Source organism: Neobacillus sp. S1227, from assembly GCF_055385255.1.
In genome coordinates, this window is the sequence record NZ_AP038276.1 from 4,108,029 (window position 1) to 4,124,762 (window position 16,734).

The 16,734-nt window shown below is 40.3% G+C and carries 19 protein-coding genes; all 19 read right to left on the minus strand.

Features of this window, described 5'->3' with window-relative positions:
- Positions 1-14: 14 nt before the first annotated feature.
- Entirely contained in the window at positions 15-479 is a 465-nt protein-coding gene (locus ACZ5AE_RS20560; RefSeq protein ID WP_464566429.1) for a YpiF family protein, read from the minus strand.
- Complete coding sequence (locus tag ACZ5AE_RS20565; RefSeq protein ID WP_464566430.1) at positions 454-603, minus strand: hypothetical protein; 150 nt, start codon at positions 601-603, stop codon at positions 454-456. The genes ACZ5AE_RS20560 and ACZ5AE_RS20565 overlap by 26 nt, the downstream gene beginning before the upstream one ends.
- Before the next feature lie 14 nt (positions 604-617).
- Positions 618-1,184: a ReoY family proteolytic degradation factor gene (locus ACZ5AE_RS20570; RefSeq protein WP_464566431.1), complete on the minus strand. Its 567-nt coding sequence runs from the start codon at positions 1,182-1,184 to the stop codon at positions 618-620.
- Positions 1,185-1,226: 42 nt separating this feature from the next.
- Entirely contained in the window at positions 1,227-2,492 is a 1,266-nt protein-coding gene (locus ACZ5AE_RS20575; protein ID WP_464566432.1) for a tetratricopeptide repeat protein, read from the minus strand.
- 23 nt (positions 2,493-2,515) lie between these two features.
- The gene (locus ACZ5AE_RS20580; RefSeq protein WP_464566433.1) at positions 2,516-3,415 is read right to left on the minus strand and encodes a hypothetical protein; all 900 of its coding nucleotides are present in this window, start codon (positions 3,413-3,415) and stop codon (positions 2,516-2,518) included.
- A 104-nt stretch (positions 3,416-3,519) separates the two neighbouring features.
- On the minus strand, positions 3,520-4,809 hold the full coding sequence (gene aroA, locus ACZ5AE_RS20585; protein ID WP_464566434.1) for a 3-phosphoshikimate 1-carboxyvinyltransferase: 1,290 nt from the start codon (positions 4,807-4,809) through the stop codon (positions 3,520-3,522).
- Positions 4,810-4,835: 26 nt separating this feature from the next.
- Positions 4,836-5,942, minus strand: coding sequence for a prephenate dehydrogenase (locus ACZ5AE_RS20590; protein ID WP_464566435.1), 1,107 nt, complete (start codon positions 5,940-5,942; stop codon positions 4,836-4,838).
- 83 nt (positions 5,943-6,025) lie between these two features.
- The gene (hisC, locus tag ACZ5AE_RS20595) at positions 6,026-7,114 is read right to left on the minus strand and encodes a histidinol-phosphate transaminase (RefSeq protein WP_464566436.1); all 1,089 of its coding nucleotides are present in this window, start codon (positions 7,112-7,114) and stop codon (positions 6,026-6,028) included.
- Between the two features lie 45 nt (positions 7,115-7,159).
- Complete coding sequence (aroH, locus tag ACZ5AE_RS20600; protein ID WP_464566437.1) at positions 7,160-7,534, minus strand: chorismate mutase; 375 nt, start codon at positions 7,532-7,534, stop codon at positions 7,160-7,162.
- A 20-nt stretch (positions 7,535-7,554) separates the two neighbouring features.
- Positions 7,555-8,625 (minus strand): 3-dehydroquinate synthase, encoded by a 1,071-nt coding sequence (aroB, locus tag ACZ5AE_RS20605; RefSeq protein ID WP_464566438.1) that lies wholly within the window; start codon positions 8,623-8,625, stop codon positions 7,555-7,557.
- Complete coding sequence (gene aroC / locus ACZ5AE_RS20610) at positions 8,625-9,797, minus strand: chorismate synthase (RefSeq protein WP_464573686.1); 1,173 nt, start codon at positions 9,795-9,797, stop codon at positions 8,625-8,627. Before aroC ends, aroB begins: the two co-directional genes overlap by 1 nt.
- 163 nt (positions 9,798-9,960) lie before the next feature.
- Positions 9,961-10,407 (minus strand): nucleoside-diphosphate kinase, encoded by a 447-nt coding sequence (gene ndk / locus ACZ5AE_RS20615; protein WP_464566439.1) that lies wholly within the window; start codon positions 10,405-10,407, stop codon positions 9,961-9,963.
- Positions 10,408-10,506: 99 nt separating this feature from the next.
- Positions 10,507-11,469 carry a heptaprenyl diphosphate synthase component II gene (gene hepT, locus ACZ5AE_RS20620; protein WP_464566440.1) on the minus strand — a complete coding sequence of 321 codons (963 nt, stop codon included), beginning with the start codon at positions 11,467-11,469 and terminating at the stop codon, positions 10,507-10,509.
- 38 nt (positions 11,470-11,507) lie between these two features.
- A complete protein-coding gene (locus ACZ5AE_RS20625; protein ID WP_464566441.1) occupies positions 11,508-12,212 on the minus strand; it encodes a demethylmenaquinone methyltransferase in 705 nt (234 codons plus the stop codon).
- A 3-nt stretch (positions 12,213-12,215) separates the two neighbouring features.
- Complete coding sequence (locus ACZ5AE_RS20630; protein WP_464566442.1) at positions 12,216-13,022, minus strand: heptaprenyl diphosphate synthase component 1; 807 nt, start codon at positions 13,020-13,022, stop codon at positions 12,216-12,218.
- A 223-nt stretch (positions 13,023-13,245) separates the two neighbouring features.
- Positions 13,246-13,482: a trp RNA-binding attenuation protein MtrB gene (mtrB, locus tag ACZ5AE_RS20635; protein WP_464573687.1), complete on the minus strand. Its 237-nt coding sequence runs from the start codon at positions 13,480-13,482 to the stop codon at positions 13,246-13,248.
- A gap of 28 nt (positions 13,483-13,510) precedes the next feature.
- Positions 13,511-14,077, minus strand: coding sequence for a GTP cyclohydrolase I FolE (gene folE / locus ACZ5AE_RS20640; protein ID WP_464566443.1), 567 nt, complete (start codon positions 14,075-14,077; stop codon positions 13,511-13,513).
- A gap of 259 nt (positions 14,078-14,336) precedes the next feature.
- A complete protein-coding gene (locus ACZ5AE_RS20645) occupies positions 14,337-14,609 on the minus strand; it encodes an HU family DNA-binding protein (RefSeq protein WP_213120357.1) in 273 nt (90 codons plus the stop codon).
- 342 nt (positions 14,610-14,951) lie between these two features.
- Positions 14,952-16,430: a stage IV sporulation protein A gene (gene spoIVA / locus ACZ5AE_RS20650; RefSeq protein WP_464566444.1), complete on the minus strand. Its 1,479-nt coding sequence runs from the start codon at positions 16,428-16,430 to the stop codon at positions 14,952-14,954.
- Between the last annotated feature and the right edge of the window lie 304 nt (positions 16,431-16,734).

Sequence of the window (16,734 nt, forward strand, 5' to 3'; positions counted from 1 at the left end):
TTTATACATAGTTTTTACGCTTTTTGATGCCACTTTTGTGTGAATAGTGCTAAAAGCTGCTTTACTTGGCTGTCCATCATTTTTAATTTTTGCGAATCATTCATCTGTTCAAGCGGTATTGAAGGAACCCAGATAACAGCACCATCAAGTTCTCCTTCACGTGTTCTCCATTCGATATCCGAGGTAATATAAAATACATGTTTAAATTCAGCCTCTAATATGTTCACCTCCCAATTCTTTAATTCGGCTAAAACTTTTTCGCTTGAATCATTTTTTAAATATGTAAATGGCGGGAATAGCAAAATTCTCCCTGTAAATTGTCTTTCGAGATGAGTGGTCAACAGGCCAATAAATTCGGCGGCTTCTGCTGATTCTTTCATCTCCCCGCCAATGGCTACCGAATATAACGGTACAACAGCGGTATCGACGTACTCCTTAGCATTTAAGTAGGTCTCAACCTCTTGGGATATCCATTTCATCTATGTTACACCAACCTTTATTCATCGCTACCCCTATATTATCATTATCTCCTAAAACTTTAAAAGAAAATAAAACTTCTAAAAAAATTTGTTTAAAATAACATAAAAAAGCTTCAGCAGACAAAAAAAGAAGTCTGCTTAGCGCAGGCTTCCTTTCGGTTCGGTTGCTTTTAATTTATTTAGTTGTTTGGTTAATCGTTCAAAAGCGGGACGGTCTTGTTTATCTAGGGCCTCATCTATTAATTGGAGGAGTTTTTCCCGCTGAAAGCGTTCGATACTTTTTTGCAAAAATTGCTCTGCTACAATTCCATCTTTTTCATTTACCTGGAGGTGTTTCGGGACGTATGGATTCTCCTCCAAAACAGCTGCATACTGGTGTGCTTGATTAGAAGCATGAAAATTTAATTGAATATAAATGTCCTCATCCCGATTCAAGCGAATATCATGGAAGGACTTTTCGGCATCTGTTGTCATCACATTTTCTTTATAAAAGCGGAATGGCACTTTATCCACACAATGAGTCGACATGATCAGGCCGCGCGGACAATATTGGGCCTGCTCCACAAAGTGAACTTTTTCCATGAGCTGATCGTGACTCATTAAATAATTTAGAATCCATACACATTCTCTTCTTTTTAATTGATAATGATTTAGAAACCAGCGTATAAAATCCTTCTTCTCGTTGACAGAAACAGGGGTTGCCATAGTCGTATTCCCTCCTCTGCATATTCATCTTTTTTGTTTTATTTATTCTTCAAATTCACCAAGACGTTCAAGCACATCCAGATACTCACTGTTGGTTGGATCAAATACGAGCAGTTGTTTAAAAATTTCGGCGGCAAGGGTGGTTTTTCCTTCTTCCATTAGAAAATATCCATAATCCTGTAAAAAAGTTTCGTTATTCTTAAAAAAAGTATATGCACTTTCATATTTGTCTAATGCTTTTGAATATGACTCCAACTTTTGATAAGCAAGGGCTGTATCCCATAAAAGCTGTGGCTCCTCGTCATCGGTCAATCCAAGATCAGCTAGAAGAAGTAAAACATCCTCATAGCGCTCTTCCTGTAAAAATAATTTATTCAGCACCATTACTGCCTGAGTGAATCCGGGGTCCAACACTAGTGCTTCCCGCAAATATTGCTCAGCCTCGGTAAGTTTACCCAGCTTGGCGGCAATTTGGCCGCCGTAGAAAAATAAATCTTTATTAAATTCATCAAGTTTAATACCCTCTTGAATAATCCGGAAACTATTTTCAAGCTCTTCCTCCCGCTCATAAGCCTTTCCAAGAAGTAGGTAAAGGGAATGATATTCCGGATCTAGTTCTTTTAATTCTGTAAACTTTTCGATAGCAGTCCGGTTATAGCCTGCCTGCAAGGCTGTGAAAGCGTAACCAAAAAGTGTGTTTATTTCTAATTTCTCTTCAAGCGCTTTGTCGTAATAAACTAATGCTTCTTCAAAAACGCCGGATGCACTTAACAGGTCTGCCATTCGGGCATGAATGTTAACTCCGGCAACTTCAGTTGTCTCCTCTAGAACCTTTTCATAGGCATTTAATGCTGCTGTAACTTCTCCTTGTTCACTGTAAAGCTCGCCTAGTGCAAAATCAATAATGATTTCCTTTGGCAAGATTTCCTTTGCTTTTAAGAGTTTGTTTTCACAAACTTCATATAATCCTTGCTGCTGATAAAGGTCAGCCATGAGCAGCAAGCTTTGCGCAAAATGAACATCAAGTTCGGAGATTCTTTCCAAAACAAGAATGGCTTCTTCCTCTTCACCTGCTTCAATCAGTATCTCACCAAGAAGAACCAGCAGTTCTCCTTCTTCTGGATAGCTGTTTAACAAATTCTCTACCAAGGCCCTTGCTTCATCGAGAAAACCATATTGAAACAACTCTTCACCAAGAAGAAATTTCTCCTCAGGCATGCCGCTTTGTAGTACAACATTATATTCATTTAAGGCCTCTTTATGTTGGCCGTTTTCTAACATCGTAATAATTTTCTTGATTCGCTCCATTGACAGATACCTCTCCCGTTTACTTACAAGGAAAAAAACGATGGTGTTCGCACTTTTACATATTCTCCATATCCTGGTTTAAATAATACCTCTTTCCCAGAACGGACGATTTTTCCCTTGTGGACTGTGATTGCTAGTCTATCACCATAATAATGAAATAAAGCAGCTTCATCAACATTGATGATTTCCCTGGACTTTTCATATAGATTATAGCTTAGTTCTGTCCCGTTCATCAGGCTGCCTTTATGAGGAAATAAACCTATTTTATTTATAACAGTTGCTGAGAGCGGTATATTTTCTTCTAATTCCTCTAATAGGGCCGGCATTTTTTCCTTTTCCATTATAGTTAACCATTTCGACAGAACAGCCTTTGCTTCCTTCTTTTCTGTTGAAGAAATAATTGGAATTAACGGACAATTGTAGGGAAATAACGCTTCTCTAATCCATCCCCATGGTACGTTCACTAAATCATCAGGGTTATCCAAACCAACAAAAATGGCAGGAACTTTTTCTTTTTTACATTTTCGGATTAATGAAGGAGTAATCAGACGGATTGGTATTTTTACACCGATTAGATAATCAATTGGGCTGCTGTTGAGGGCAACTTTGAGTTCATTGATTTTATCGGGTATTTCCTCTGCAAAGGAAGCCTGTACATAAGTGAATAGGGTAGTGGAGCCTTTGGTAAGAAAGTAATCAATCATCCATTTTTTCATGTCTTGAAAGGCGTTTTTCAGTGGGATGTTTGAATTCAACAAGACAAATGAAGGGGTCATAATAAATGACTCTAGGTCCATTTTCATATGACGGTAGTACTTAAAATTTGTATGGATGGAAGCAATCCGGTTGTCTTGTATGAATAACGAGCAGCTTTTCAGCTCTTTCCTTTTTAGGATATTGGCATTTTCAATGATATACGCCATCCTATCACCCTTTTCATCTCTTTAAGACAAGCTATGCGGATTTTTGAAAAAGTATGATAGGGCAAGAGACTTAAAAAGGAAAAACTGCCCTGGAAGGCAGCTTTTTAGTGAATTAGACTTTCTAAATGTGTAAAGAAATTAGGGTAGGAGACAGCGATCGCTTCTGGATTATCCAAGGTGACTTCTCCTTCACAAAGGAGAGAAGCGACAGCAAGCATCATGCCGATTCGATGGTCCCCGTGACTGGACACTACTCCGCCATGAAGTTTAGTTCCGCCGTGAATAATCATCCCATCTTCTGTTGCTTCGATGTCAGCACCTAGTTTCTTTAGCTCCTGAACAACTGTGTCAATCCGGTTTGTTTCCTTTACCTTTAACTCTTCTGCATCCTTTATGACCGTTTGACCTTCGGCCTGTGTGGCAAGAAGAGCAATGATGGGAATTTCGTCGATTAATTTTGGAATTAAATCTCCTTCGATTACCGTACCGCTCAGGCTGGATGTTTTGATTACAAGGTCGCCAGCTGGCTCGAAGGAATCATCCTCCGTCTGGATGATCTCTAGTCCAGCGCCCATGTTTTTTAGAACCTCAATGATTCCAGTCCGGGTCGGATTTAAACCTACGTTTTTCAGAACGATTTCACTATTTGGCACAACAGCCCCGGCAACTAGGAAAAAAGCAGCTGAAGAAATGTCTCCGGGTACATTTACACTTGCTGCAGACAGCCTTTGTCCCCCATCTACCCTAATAATTTGACCTACTTTAGAAATCTTACCGCCAAACTTACGAATCATTCGCTCAGTATGATCACGAGTATCGGCCGGTTCTAAAATCGTCGTTTCGCCTTCGGCCTGAAGACCGGCGAGGATCAGTGCTGATTTTACCTGCGCACTTGCAACTGGAAGTTCGTAATGAATAGCCTTTAATTTGCCGCCTCTAATGGAGATGGGAGTAAATGCTGAATTTTTCCTGCCGTCGATGGCCGTACCCATTTTCGATAAAGGACCTGTTACTCTTGTCATAGGTCTTTTCGCAATCGACTCATCACCCACAAGTGTAGAGAAAAATGGTCTCCCGGCTAAGATTCCCATTAGTAATCGTATGGTTGTGCCCGAATTGCCGACATCTAATACTTCGTCAGGCTCGGTTAAGCCTTCAAAGCCCTTGCCCAGAATGCGGAGTTCTCCGCCATTTTCTTCAATGGTTACCCCGAGTTTACGAAAACATGAAATGGTGCTTAGGCAATCATCACCTGGCAAGAAATTCGTGACCCGCGTTTCTCCATGGGCAATCGAACCAAACATGACAGAACGATGCGAAATTGATTTATCACCCGGAATCGTTATTTCACCAGTTAAACTTTTTTTATTAGTTGCTAGCTTTAATGAAGTCATTTTATCACCTTTTAATTTAAATCTTTTTAACTCCCATACGAGGTGGAGTAGTTTGTATAAGTAAGAATACACTTCTCGGCTCTTTGCCTGTCTCCTTCTGTTTGAAAACTAATGACAAGGACTCCGATAATATCCTCTCGTGTTTCGAGGATGCGAATATTTGTGATACTGATATTTTCCTTCGCTAAATAACCGGTCACTTCCGAAATAATCCCGGGAACGTCTGGAATATCAACATATAAATCATAAAAGGCTGGAATTGCACCCTTTTCTTTGATAGGCAGGCCGTCCCGATATTGTTTAGCCTGATAGAAATATTGATAGATATCCTTTTCGTTACCTGTTTGGAGTAATTCCTTTACCCCTTCCATTTCTTCCTGCCACTGATTTAATAAAGCAATTAAATTTTCCCGATTGTGCAGCAATATATCCTTCCACATATTTGGACTGCTGGAGGCAATCCTGGTAATGTCTCTAAAGCCTCCTGCCGCAAGACGGGGGATTAAAGATTCCGATTCAGACAATTTTTCTGTCTGACGGACAATTGATGCGGCAATGATATGAGGAAAGTGACTGACAATGCCTGTCAGATAATCATGGTTATCAGGTGTTATTGTCAAAAACTTTGCTTTTGTTCCTTTTAACCAGTGCTTAAGCTCATCCACCTTGCTAATGTCAACCATTTCTTCAGGGGTTAAAAGATAAAAAGCATTTTCAAACAAGATATCCTTTGCAGCTGAAACTCCACTTTTATGTGACCCCGCCATCGGATGACCACCAATAAAGGTGATTCCCCTCTCCCTTAGTTCAGCAGCATTTTCGACGATTATCTTCTTCGTGCTGCCCGTATCGGTAATAATGACATCCGGTTTTAATGGTAATGTGGAGAGAGCCTTAAGTATCGTTTTCGAATCATTTACAGGTGCGGAAACGATGATTAAATCAGCATACTGTGAGCCATCGGGAATATTCTCCGCTATTTCATCAATGACACCCAGCATTTTGGCAAGTCTGACCTGTTCCCTATTAATATCAAATCCAATAATGGTCGATTCAGGATGCTCTTTTTTTATACAAAGCGCTAGAGATCCCCCAATTAACCCTAATCCAATAACAAAAACCCGGCCTTTCAATGGATCACTCCCCCTAAAACAAAAAGCGTAAGGCGCCTACCTATCGGCGCCAAATGCTGGACAATTTTCTTAGGAACTGCTGTTTATTTTTCTGAAAGGAATTGCTCTAGAACCTTTATTAATCCTTCATTTTGTTCAGGAGAGCCTACTGTAATTCTAACTGCTGTTGGAAAGCCAAGTGCTTTACCAGAGCGGACAATATAGCCTCGTTCCAACAAATACTGAAATACCTCATTAGCATCTACTTGAAAATCGATTAAAACGAAATTTGTTTGGGACGGATAAAATTTCAGGCTGTTATTATCGCAAAATTCGTAATATTGAGCAAGACCCTGTCTATTTTTCTGCTTGCATTGTTCGACAAACTCTTGGTCGGAAAGAGCTTCAGCTGCAGCAAGCTGCGCTAATGAGTTTACGTTAAATGGTTCTCTGGCTGGCTCAAGCGCTTTGATAATGCTGCTATTGGCAATTCCATAGCCGACACGGAGCGCTGCTAAGCCATAAATTTTTGAAAATGTCCTTAGTACAATCAAGTTCGGATATTTCCGTGCGAGACTGATGGAATCATAATAATCTTCCGCCACCACATATTCATAATAAGCTTCATCAAGTACGACAAGAATATGTTCAGGTACTTGATCAAGAAATGGGATCAGTTTATTTTCCGGTATATATGTACCAGTTGGATTGTTCGGACTGCACACCCAAATAACATTAGTTTGATCATCTATGGCCGTCAAAAACCCCTCTAAATCATGATCCCCGTCGATATCAGGCACCTCTTTAATGACAGCCCCTTCAATTACAGCGTTGTGCTGGTATTGTGAAAACGTATGTGTCGACATGATCGTGCTGGCACCTGGATGCAGGAGCGCCCTTGAAATCATCTGGATAAGGTTATCTGAACCGTTTCCAAGGATAATTTCATTCTCGTCCACTTGTAGGAAGGAAGCAAGCTTTTCTCTTAAAATTGTCGCATACCCATCTGGATAAATAGCAAGGCTTGTCGAATTTTCTTTTAGACCTGAAAGAGCCGCTTGTGAACATCCAAACGGATTTTCATTCGAAGCCAGCTTGATAATTTGCTCTAAATTATATTGTCTTTTTACTGATTCAATGGATTTCCCCGGTTGATATGGCGTAAGAGTTAATAATTGTTCTTTCCATCTCATGATTATCTAATCCTTTCTTTATTTTTCTTAAAATGAGCAGAGCCCTTATAATGACAAGCTGCTGCCTAAGTCTGGTCTAAGTACCACTGCATCCTTTAAATAGACATGATTAATGTCTTTTTGGGAAACAGAGGTGTTGACGTGCATCATGATTCTTACGCACATTTGTAAAGAGCCAGGAACAGGAATCTCTCTCATGCATACGACCGGAACATATGTCCAGCCAGTGAAATTACGCAATGCCTTTGCAGGAAAAACAGCATTGACATCCTCAGTTGTAGAAATAAAAACGGATGCGACGAATTCCGGCTCAATATGATTGACCTCAATCAATTTTGCCAAAAGCTCCTCGGTTGCAGATACAATCGCTTCTTCCGTGTTGGCGTCAACCGTTGTCGCTCCTCTCACCCCTCTAATCATGGCTAAACTCCCCCTTCACTTTAAAACTTCCTGAGTCTATCAAGAATATCAGCTTCATTTACTTCTTGAAGCACCGGTTTCCCTATTTCTTCGAGGAATACAAAATGAATTGTTTCCCCCACGGACTTTTTGTCCTGTTTCATTTTGGTTACTAATTTCTCAAGAGATAAATGATCAGGAATCTTGGTTTGATAACCCAGCTTTTCTACCCATTGGATGAATTCTTGCAACGGAAAAGCAAGCCCTCTAAACTCGATACTGAGCTTTAAGGCAAACACCATCCCAATCATGACAGATTCACCGTGAGTGAAATTCCCATAGCCCATTTCCGCTTCAATGGCATGGCCCAATGTGTGCCCAAAATTCAAAAAGGCACGGATGCCTGTTTCCCTTTCATCCTGACTGACAAATTCATTTTTAATTCGTATTCCTTTTGTTAATGACTTCGATAATTCTTCCAATGTAAGGGAATTTAAATCATCTATATTGGAGAAAAGCCATTGATAAAAATCAGCATCATTGATAAGGGCATGCTTAATCACTTCCGCGAATCCCGAGCGAATCTCCTGGATAGGGAGAGTCTTAAGCAATGTCAGGTCATAAAAAACAGCCTCTGGCTGATAAAAAGAGCCGATCATATTTTTGCCAAGCGGGTGATTAATGGCTACCTTACCGCCTACCGCACTATCGTGTGCGAGGATCGTGGTTGGTATCTGAATAAATGGAATTCCTCTCATAAAAGAAGCCGCAACAAATCCAGACAGGTCACCAACAGCCCCCCCGCCCAAGGCTAATACAACTGATTTCCGGTCGAGACGGTTCTCAAGTGCAGTTGATAAGGCATTATAATAGACCTCAAAGGTTTTAGCCTTCTCGCCCTTCGGAGCAGTAAAAACGGTCGTTTTGAATGGTTCTAAGACAGCCAGAAGCTTCTCTAGATGAAGCCCGGCTACTGTTTCATCCGTAATAATGAATAGTTTCGTCAATTTAGGAAAGTGATGCGTTAAAAACGCACCTATGTCTTGAAGGGTACCTTCTCCAACAAAGACCGGATAGTTTTTTGACTTTGTATGGATTTGAATTGTGTCCATTAAAATTCCCTCGCATAGGCACGCTGCTTATCGATTTCTGCCGCAAAGGTGTCGAAACGGTCGCTGTAAAATTGCTCAACTAGCGCATTTGCAAGCTCCCAAGCTACGACACTTTCCGCCACCACAGCAGCCGCTGGAACTGCACAGCTGTCGGAACGTTCAACGCTGGCTGAAAACGGTTCTTTTGTTTCAATATCAACGCTCATCAACGGTTTATAAAGGGTCGGAATCGGCTTCATTACACCGCGGACAACAATTGGCATACCTGTGGTCATTCCTCCTTCAAAACCGCCTAGCCGGTTTGTCAAACGGTAGTAGCCCTGTTCTTTACTCCAAGCTATTTCATCATGGACTTGACTTCCTGGTTTAGAGGCTGCTTCAAAACCAATGCCAATTTCCACGCCTTTAAATGCGTTAATGCTGACTATCGCCGCCGCTAATTTTGCATCTAATTTGCGATCATAATGAACATAGCTGCCCACGCCAGCCGGCATCCCAGTTGCAATGACCTCCACTACGCCGCCAATTGAATCACCATTTTTCTTGGCCTCATCAATAGCATTCATCATTTCCTGCTCCACATTTGGGTCCCCGGTCCGCACTGGTGAATTTTCTGTCCGCTCTTTTAATTCCTTCAGTGTAAGTGAACTGTCAAGGTTCGCCTTAATCCCAGCAATTTCTACAACATGCGATACAATGTCCACACCAACTAACGACAACAGCTTTTTGGCTGCTGCTCCCGCAGCTACCCGAACCGTGGTTTCACGTGCGGATGAACGTTCAAGGACATTTCTCATATCACGATGTCCATATTTAATTGCACCATTTAAGTCGGCATGGCCTGGCCTTGGACGGCTAACTTTTCTTTTTACTTCGTCCTCCTGACCTTCTTCAAGTGGTTCAGCACCCATAATTTTTGTCCAATGCTTCCAATCGTTATTTTTAACGATTAAAGCAATCGGTGAGCCGAGTGTCAGTCCATGGCGGACGCCTGACATAATCTCTGCAGTATCCTTTTCAATTTGCATCCTTCTTCCGCGGCCGTAGCCCTTTTGCCTTCTTGAAAGATCATTATTTATATCGTCTGCCTCTAAAGGCATACCTGCTGGAAAACCTTCTAATATTGTCGTTAACTGCGGACCATGGGATTCTCCCGCAGTTAAGTACCTCATGCCCATATTCTTTCCCCCTTCAACTCATTAAAGAATTATGTATCAATATAACATATACAGCCAAATAAACATAGTAGGACAATTCAGAAAAAAGAAATTTTCTTTATGAATACGTATACAAAAAAGCACTTGTATTTTCATACAAGTGCTTTCATTATTTGGATTAATAGATCCATTCGTTTACTAATTTTGTGTATTCTGCTAATTCAGTCTCATTAAAGAAAATGCCGATTTCCCGTTGTGCACTTGCAGGTGAATCAGATCCGTGAATAACATTTTTACCAACCGTTAAGCCGAAGTCACCGCGGATTGTTCCAGGTGCAGCATCCTTTGGATTGGTAGAACCCATCATTTGGCGGGCAGTTGCAATCACGTTTTCTCCTTGCCATACCATCGCAAATACTGGTCCGGAGGTAATGAAATCAACTAATTCTCCGAAGAATGGGCGCTCTTTATGCTCACCATAATGTTCAGATGCAAGTTCTGTTGAAATATTCATTAATTTTGCTCCAACTAATTGGAAGCCCTTTTTCTCGAAACGGGCAACAATTTCACCAATTAAATTACGTTGTACGCCATCTGGTTTAACCATTAAGAAAGTTCTTTCCATCTATTCCACTCCTAAATAATTATGTATATGATTGCTAGCAAAAACAATCCACGAAAATATTAACATTGTTTGGTATAAATGGCAAGACCGTAATCAAAACTAGAATTTCCTTCTGCCAATGTTCTTGGCAATATCCCGAAGCGCTTTACCTGCTTTGTTGACAGGCAGTTCTTCTAGAATAAACAGTGCCTTTTCTAAATAAAGGTCACTTAAAGCAAGTGACTTATCAATTGCACCGGTTTGCTTGATCAAGGAAATAATTCTTTGTATGTCTGCTTTTGAGCTGTTTGCATGGACCTTTTCTATTTCTTTCCGGGCTGCCTCATTTTCCATTGCAAACAGGGCCGGAGCCGTAATATTTCCTTGCAGAAGGTCGCCGCCAGCAGGCTTGCCTAATTCTTTTTCTGTTCCGGTAAAATCCAATATATCGTCAATTATCTGATAGGACATTCCCACATAATACCCAAACCGATAAAGCTTTTTATGAATGGCTTCTTCAACATCTGCTGCAACCGCACCAAGCTGGCAGCTGACAGCAATCAACAATGCTGTTTTTCTTTTAATTCTGCGGAGATAGTCCCGAAGGTTCTGATTAAAACGATATTTATCCTTAATTTGCTGAATTTCCCCTACGCTTACTTCTACTATGGCATTCGCCAAGATTTTATGGGCTAAAGGATGCTTGATATTAGTCATCAATTCAAGCGCTAGGGCAAACACGAAGTCACCCGTATACATCGCTGTCTTGTTATCCCATTTAGCTTTGACAGTAGGCTGTCCCCTTCTTAAGTCAGCATCATCGATGACATCGTCATGAACAAGCGAGGCCATATGAATTAGTTCTAATGCGACCGCAACATTCTTCATGACGTTTATATCATAATTGCCAAATTTTCCTGCAAGCAAAACAAAAACAGGACGAATTCTTTTTCCTCCGGCTTGTAATGTATGCAAAGAAGCCTGCTGCAGGAGGATAGACTCAGATTTAATCGTCTCCTCCAGTTTTTTCTCGATTAAACTAATATCCGAATTCAAAAATGAATACATCATTTTTAATTTCATTTGTATCCACCTAGCTTTTCATCCTGTCTTTGTTTATGTTATTTCTTATGTCCGATATGAACGGCAGCCGCACCGCCGCTGTATGGCTTATATTTTACATTTTGAAAGCCAGCCTGCTCAAACATTCTGGCAAGCTCTCTCATCCCTGGAAAATCGCGTGCAGACTCTTGGAGCCAAGAGTATTCTTGGTAGCTTTTCGCAAACATCTTTCCGAATAAAGGCATAATAAAACGAAAGTAAAAGACAAACAGTTGTCTATAACCAATCAGGGTTGGCTGGGAAGTTTCAAGGCAAACCCCGATTCCGCCCGGTTTTACAACCCGTTGCATTTCTTTTAGGACCTGCAAGTAATCCGGCACATTCCTTAAACCAAAGCCAATGGTGACGTAATCAAAGCTATTATCAGGAAAAGGCAATTCCATTGCATTACCATGGATGAGTTCAACTTGATTCAACCCAAGCTCGCGGACCTTTTCCTTTCCCACCTTCAGCATATTTTGACTAAAATCCAAACCAATCACTTTTCCGGATGGACCGACAGCCTCTGCCAAAGCAATTGTCCAATCAGCAGTGCCGCAGCAGACATCCAGGGCTTTCGAGCCAGGCTGTACATTCATTCTTTTCATCGTGTCTTTACGCCATCTTATATGCTGCTGAAAGCTGATAACAGAGTTCATTTTATCATAGCTATCAGAAATTTTTTCGAACACTTGATGAACACGTTGTTCTTTCGATTGCTGCATGTTTCACCCTTCTTCCACAAATGTTTTGGCATATGGCTGATATTGATTTAATACACTGGAAATCCTGCCTTCAAGCAAATGATTTAGATATGGAAGCCTAGGAATCCCTTTTTCAATTATTTGCTTTGAAAGTTCAAGATACCGGTCACATACCTTTAAAAGCTGATCTTTCTGTTTATCCGGCAAGTCTTTGTTACAGTCGTGGATTGGTACCATTATTTTTTTCAATGCAGCAAATAAAATGGAGCTGCCGTTTTGAAGGAATATAGCCTTTTCGTTTAATAACCGTTTGAATAGCAAGTAATAGGCTAGAACATCATTCCATAGGTCGATATTAAAATATTCGGCAAGCTTCGAAAGCAGCGAACTTTCAATCCCCATCATACTTTTCATCAGCTGTTCGATATCCTCTGACTCTGTAAAGTATACTGAAATCTTATGTTCATTTACTTGCTTAATTCCTTCTGAAAGTGCTTTTATCATGAAAATGTCATCTGAATCGGCCAAGAGTTTATAATACAAGCCGCTAAAATAATCCCCGGCCAAAACAGTTAGCTGCCGGTTTTTTTCCTCATTTGTTGATGTAATATGTTCATGGGTATCGAGGGCGATTTGTACCAACATGGTCGAGAGGGCATAGTTTTCCATTTCGTGATAAGGCAGATCCAGCCGGTCCATTATGGAAACCAAAATTAGGAGTTTATCCTCATCGACTATTGGGGCATCGATATACTGTAGCAAGTAAGGGTCAAAAACACGGTTTTCGACTTTTTCCTTAATGCTTATTAACTTTTGTCGAATATCCTGCAATTTTAATCACCCTTGTTCCCCGAAGTAGTATCTTTATGTATTCTTATTTCCTAATCCAATAGGAAAATGCATGTTAAATATTAAGTTAGAAAAACTCTGCCAATAAACAAGGCAGTCACCATTATAACACATATAAACATCCATGAGCAGGAATTCACAAAATAATAATATTTCTTATCAACTAAAAATACTCTTATAAAAAACAGAAGGACCAAAAAGTCCTCTATTTTTTCATTTCACTTTCAATTTCCCCATATTGAGTAAGAATTTTGGCATTCCCTCTAATTTTAATAGCAGAAGTATGCTCTGTAAATTGGGCAATTAATACCTCACCCTTATCAAGCTTTTCAGAATGGTGGAATCTTGTATCGGTACCTCTCGTTAGACCGATGACACTTACCCCATCATCATTTGCTTTAATGACAATATAGTCACTACTTTGTGGCTGCCGGTTTTCCATCATCATCACCTCTAAAGTTTAGAAAAAGTTAATTTTTTATTAAGGAAAGCACTTCGGAGCGGGCGTTGACATCCTCGGCAAGAGTTCCACGAACAGCAGTTGTTACGGTTTTCGCTCCCGGTTTTTTCACTCCACGCATCGTCATACACATATGTTCTGCTTCCACCACAATCATTACACCATGCGGCTCTAATTTTTCCATTATACTGTCGGCAATGGTGGAGGTAATTCGTTCCTGCAGCTGGGGTCTTTTAGCAACAGCTTCCACAGCCCTCGCTAACTTGCTTAGTCCCGTAACACGACCATTCTGAGGGATATAAGCCACATGTGCATGCCCAAAAAATGGAACAAGATGATGTTCGCACATGGAATAAAAGGGAATATCCTTCACCAATACCAATTCTTCATGATCCTCACTGAAAATCGTTTCAAAATGCTTTTTAGGATCTTCATTCAATCCGCTAAAAACCTCTTCATACATTTTTGCTACTCGTTTGGGGGTGTCAAGAAGCCCTTCCCGATTTGGGTCTTCCCCAACTGCTTCTAATATTAAACGTACCGCCTCTTCAATTTGGGCACGATTTACTTCTGCCATGTTTAACTCCTCCTATTTGCCTCTAATAGATGACAAATACATATTAGCATATTGTTTTCTTAGCAGGCAATTTAACAGTGCCAAAGAACAAAAGCGCAAGCGCCCTGTTCAGCGGCGATGGCCTGGAGCTGGACGTGTCTACCCTAGTAACAAGTTATACACAATGACTTCATCTATAATTTCTAGAACAAGAAAAAGGCCATGGTGTTTGCCATGGCCTTTGCTCTTAAGCATTCGCTTAAAGCATTAATTTATGTAATTATTTAACTGCGTCTTTAAGCGCTTTTCCTGGTTTGAAAGCAGGAACCTTGCTAGCTGCGATTTCGATTTCATCACCAGTTTGAGGATTACGCCCCTTACGTGCTGCACGCTCGCGTACTTCAAAGTTACCAAAACCGATAAGTTGAACCTTATCACCATTCTTTAAAGCATCTAAAATCGAATCAAAAACAGCATCAACCGCCTTAGTTGCGTCCTTTTTAGAAAGTTCGCTGGCTTCCGCTACTGCATTAATAAGCTCTGTCTTGTTCATGCCTTTCACCTCCTCCCAAAGGTTTATCGAGATAAATAAGATTACTTATCTACATTTCTAAACACTTTTTCTGATTTCTATACGTTCAACAGCGCAGTTTTATTGTAAAAGTTATAAAAATCACCGCATTTGCAACAATTTCTAAATCTTTGAAAAAACCTTTTAAAATAAAGGACTGATGCACTACTAACGTAATTCTGTTAAAAGATTATCATAATCAATTAAGCTTATCAAGAAGATTTCAAGAAATTATGGGAATCTTTTCATTTCCTCTACAGAATTCTACTTTATTGGTCATAATTGGGTAGAAGCTTATAAAAAAAAGACTCCAAAGGAGTCCAATTATAAAATAATAGCAATCAAGCCGCCTGATCCTTCATTAATAATTCTTTCTAGCGTTTCTTTTAACTTATATCTAGCATTTTCCGGCATTAAGGAGATCTTCGCCTGTATGCCCTCGCGGACAATCGAACTCAAACTGCGGCCGAATATATCAGAATTCCAAATTGAGAGCGGGTCATCTTCAAAGTCTTGCATTAAATAACGAACAAGCTCTTCACTTTGTTTCTCTGTTCCAATAATCGGTGCAAATTCTGATTCAACGTCTACTTTAATCATATGGATAGATGGCGCCACTGCTTTTAATCTCACACCAAAACGGGAGCCATGACGGATAATTTCCGGTTCTTCTAGACTCATATCGGAAAGCGTCGGCGAAGCGATGCCGTATCCTGTCTGTTTCACCATTTTAAGAGCATCGGCGATATGATCATATTCTGCTTTTGCATGAGCGAAATCCTGCATTAGCTCAAGTAAATGATCTTTCCCGCGGATTTCGACCCCGACAATTTCTTTTAAAATATCATCATATAATTCATCAGGCGCGAATAAATCGATTTCCGCAACTCCTGAACCCATTTCCACTCCAGCAAGTCCTGCCTTGTCGATAAATTCAAACTCGCTGAAATGCTGCACTACCCGGTCGACATCTCTTAATCTCTTGATATCTTTTACCGTTTCCTTTACAGCATCCTGATAGCTTTCTCTCAACCAATGATTTTCCTTTAGAACCATTACCCAGCTCGGCAAATTGACATTGACTTCAAGAACAGGAAATTCATAGAGTGCTTCGCGGAGCACATTTAGGCAGTCATTTTCCCGCATGCTTTCAACACTCATGGCAATGACGGGAATGTCATATTTTTCAGCCAGGTTGGACCTAAGAGTCTCTGTGCTTGGATGATATGGCTGGGCACTGTTGACCACCATTATAAATGGTTTGCCGACTTCTTTTAGCTCTTCAATAACCCTTTCCTCTGCCTCGATATAATTACTTCTAGGAATCTCTCCAATGGTTCCATCTGTTGTAACTAAAACACCTATGGTGGAATGCTCCTGAATGACCTTTCTAGTGCCAATTTCAGCCGCCTCATGGAATGGAATTGGTTCTTCATACCATGGCGTATTAATCATTCTAGGGCCATTTTCATCTTCATATCCTTTAGCCCCAGGTACTGTATAGCCAACACAATCCACAAGTCTTATGTTGACGTCCAAGCCTTCATCAACATGAACTGTTGCGGCCTGATTTGGAACAAATTTAGGCTCTGTTGTCATAATTGTTTTTCCTGCTGCACTTTGCGGAAGCTCATCCTGCGCTCGCGATCTATCTGCTTCGCTGTTTATATTCGGTAAGACAACAAGCTCCATAAATTTTTTAATGAATGTTGATTTTCCCGTACGTACTGCTCCGACTACTCCTAAATAAATATCGCCGCCCGTTCTCTCAGCAATATCTTTAAAAATATCTACCTTTTCCAAGTGATCCCCTCCTGATCATAGAGTAAAGTGGGATAGTTTCATCCATATGGGTATTTTTGGACAGTATATGTTTATGATGTTGTCCTACCCAGTTATGACACCTTTCTAAAATTTTTTACCTCCTTCAAAAAAAATTTCATGTAAAGCTGGTATTTACAGTACCTGTAAAGTCAAAATGGATGGAGGGTTTCTATTTATGTTCATCGATACGATCGAATTAGGCATTCGCCGTACCGCATTTATTTATTGAAAAAAAACCCTTCTCCTACAATATATTTCGCAGGAAAAGGGTTATGACTTTAAA